The sequence below is a fragment of the Micromonospora sp. NPDC000089 genome (assembly GCF_042899365.1).
In the GTDB taxonomy this organism is placed as follows: domain Bacteria; phylum Actinomycetota; class Actinomycetes; order Mycobacteriales; family Micromonosporaceae; genus Micromonospora.
Map to the genome: position 1 here is coordinate 1 of NZ_JBIAZT010000012.1, position 3,305 is coordinate 3,305.

A 3,305-nucleotide genomic window follows, 5' to 3' on the forward strand; every position below is an offset into this window, starting at 1 on the left:
ACCACGGCCGTGGCCCGGTTGCACGTGACCGGCACCCGGATCGACTGGGCGGCCTGGTACACCCGCGACGGGCAGCGTCCGGCCACCGTGGACCTACCCACCTACGCCTTCCAACACCAGCGCTACTGGCTGTCCGAGGACGACGCCCCGGCCGCCACGCCGGTCGGGGGCGGCGCGGCCGACGACCGGTTCTGGGCCGCCGTCGAACAGGCGGACCTCACCGGCCTCGACCCGGAGTTCCGCACCGACCGGCCGGTCGCCGAGCTGTTGCCCGCGCTCGCCCGCTGGCGGCACGCCGGCCGGCGTCGCGCCACCGCCGACTCGTGGCGCTACCGCGTCGACTGGCAGGGCGTACCCGAGCCGACCGGGAGCCTGACCGGGACCTGGCCGCTGCTGGTGCCGTACACCGGGATCGACGACGCGGTGGTCGCCGCCGTGACCGACGGGCTGACCTCGGCCGGCGCGGACGTCCGGCCGGTACGGCTGGACGGGCCCGCCGACGACCGGGACCTGCTCGCCAAGGCGCTGCACGCCGCCGGCCCGGCCGCCGGGGTGGTGTCGCTGCTCGCGCTCGGCGGCGCCGACGCCGGTGCCGCGCTGGCGACCGTGCAGGCCGCCGCCGACGCCGGCCTCGGCCCGCTCTGGTGGCTGACCCGCGGCGCGGTCACGGTCGGCGCGTCCGACGGCCCGGTGGACCCGGTCGCCGCCGCAACCTGGGGCCTGGGCCGGGTCGCGGCCCTGGAGGAGCCCGGCCGCTGGGGCGGCCTGGTCGACCTGCCGGCGGCGCTGGACGCCCAAGCGGTGCGGCGGATGTGCGCGGTGCTCGCCGGCGGCGGTGAGGACCAGGTGGCGGTGCGACCGTCCGGGCTGTTCGCCCGGCGGCTGGTACGGGCCACCGACGACCCGGCCCGGCGGATGTTCCGGTTCTCCGGGACGGTGCTGGTGACCGGTGGCACGGGCGCGCTCGGCGCGCGGGTCGCCGAATGGGCGGCCGGCACGGGCGCCGAGCACGTGGTACTGACCAGCCGGCGCGGCGCGGACGCCCCCGGCGCGGCGGAGCTGGCCGACCGGCTGCGTGGGCACGGAGCGCTGGTGACCGTGGCCGCGTGCGACGTGGCCGACCGGGATGCGCTGTCCGCACTGCTCGACAGCATGGCCGGCCGGGGTGAGCCGGTGCGGGCGGTCGTGCACGCCGCCGGGGCCGCCCAGGCCACCCCGCTGACCGCGATGCCCGGCGCGGAACTGGCCGAGGTGCTGCGGGCCAAGGTCGACGGCGCGGCACACCTGGACGCCCTGCTGCCGGACCTGGACGCGTTCGTGGTGTTCTCGTCCATCGCCGGGGTGTGGGGCTCCGCCGGCCAGGCCGGTTACGCCGCTGCGAACGCGTACCTCGACGGGCTGGTGGCCCGGCGACGGGCCCACGGCGCGGCCGGCACCGCCGTGGCCTGGGGACCCTGGGCCGGCGCCGGAATGGCCCAGGGCGAGCAGCGCGACCACCTCGCCCGGCGCGGCCTGCCCGCGCTCGACCCGGACCTCGCGGTGACCGCACTCCAGGGCGCGCTCGACCGGGACGACACCACCGTGGTCGTCGCGGACGTCGACTGGAAACGGTTCGCCGCCTCGTTCACCGCCCGCCGGCCCAGCCCGCTGCTCGCCGGCATCCCCGAAGCGGCCACCGACCACGCCGGCCCGCCGCCGGCCGACGCGGACGCGCCGGCGGCGCTGCGCGACCGCCTCGCCGGGGCCGGACCGGCGGAACGGGACCGGATGCTGCTCGACCTGGTGCGCGCGGCCGCGGCCACGGTGCTCGGGCACCGCACCCCGGCCGCGATCCGGGCCGGCCGCGGCTTCCTGGACCTCGGCTTCGACTCGCTCACCGCGGTCGAGCTGCGCGACCGGCTCACCGCCGAGACCGGGCTGGCGCTGCCCACCACCCTGGTCTTCGACCATCCCACGCCGGCCGCGCTCGCCGAGCACCTGGCCGGGGAGCTACGCCCCGACGCCGCCCCGGTCACCGCCGAGATCGACCGTCTGGCGCGGCTGCTCGACGCGGTGCCGGGCGAGCGCCGCGACGCGGAGATCACAAACCGGCTGGAGGGCCTGCTGGCCCGCTGGCGGGGCGACCCCACGCCGCCGGCCGCCGCCCCGGTCGCCGACGACCTGGCCGCCGCCGGGGAGGACGACATCTTCGCCATCATCCAGCGTGAGTTCGGCAAGTCGTGACCAGCGCCGGAGCTAGGGGTACGCCCGCGGCTAGGGGTGCCAGGCTGCTCGCCGTCAGCGACCTGCACGTCGGGTACGCGGAGAACCGTGAGCTGGTCGAACGGCTGCGCCCCGACGGCGACGACGACTGGCTGATCGTCGCCGGGGACGTCGGGGAGTACCTGCACGACGTGGAATGGGCGCTCGGCCTGCTCGCCCGGCGCTTCGCCCGGGTGGTGTGGGCGCCCGGCAACCACGAGCTGTGGACGCCCCGCGACGACTCGGTGCAACTGCGCGGCGAGGCCCGCTACCGGCACCTGGTGGCGCTGTGCCGCCGCCTCGGCGTGCTCACTCCCGAGGATCCGTACCCGGTGTGGGACCCCGACGGCGACCCGGTGCTGGTGGTGCCGCTGTTCGTCGGCTACGACCACTCGTGGCGGCCACCGGGCACCTACAGCCGCGCGCAGGCGCTGGCGCTGGCGTACGAGACCGGGGTGGTGTGCACCGACGAGATCCTGCTGCACCCCGACCCGTATCCGAGCCGGGACGCCTGGTGCCGGGCCCGGGTCACCCGCACCGAGCGGCGGCTCGACGCCGAGCGCAACGGCCTGCCCACCGTGCTGGTCAACCACTACCCGCTGGTCCGCGAGCCGACCCGGATCCTGCGGTACCCCGAGTTCGCCCAGTGGTGCGGCACCGACCTCACCGCCGACTGGCACCTGCGCTACGCGGCCCGCGTCGCCGTCTACGGGCACCTGCACATCCCGCGCAGCACCCGCTACGACGGCGTCCGCTTCGAGGAGGTCTCCGTCGGCTACCCCCGCGAGTGGCGGCGCCGGGCCACCCCGCCCGGGCAGCTGCGGACCATCCTGCAGGCGCTCGCCGGGCAGCCCCGCTGACCCTCCGCCCGGGCGCGTCCGGCGACCGGGGCACCCCACCGGCCGGGGGCGGTGAGGGGTCCGTAGGGGTTGGGTCGCAGGTCAGCGCTCAGTAGCGTCCACTCACGGTGACGGGCCGGGTGCCGGCGTACCCACGTGTGCCGCACCGGCGGCTACCTCGGTGTTCGACGGAATCGATCGGCAGCAACTGCGGGCGGGTGGATC

Annotated in this window: 2 protein-coding genes; both read left to right on the forward strand. The window is 77.3% G+C overall.

The genetic code is table 11. The features are described 5' to 3' along the window. Nucleotides 1-2,223, forward strand: a 2,223-nt coding sequence (locus tag ACFY3U_RS21290) for an SDR family NAD(P)-dependent oxidoreductase (protein ID WP_387204277.1), incomplete at its 5' end; no start/stop codon positions are given. Then, nucleotides 2,220-3,101, forward strand: a complete 882-nt coding sequence (locus ACFY3U_RS21295; RefSeq protein WP_387204280.1) for a metallophosphoesterase family protein — start codon at nt 2,220-2,222, stop codon at nt 3,099-3,101. The genes ACFY3U_RS21290 and ACFY3U_RS21295, both read left to right, overlap by 4 nt. Nucleotides 3,102-3,305: the final 204 nt, after the last annotated feature.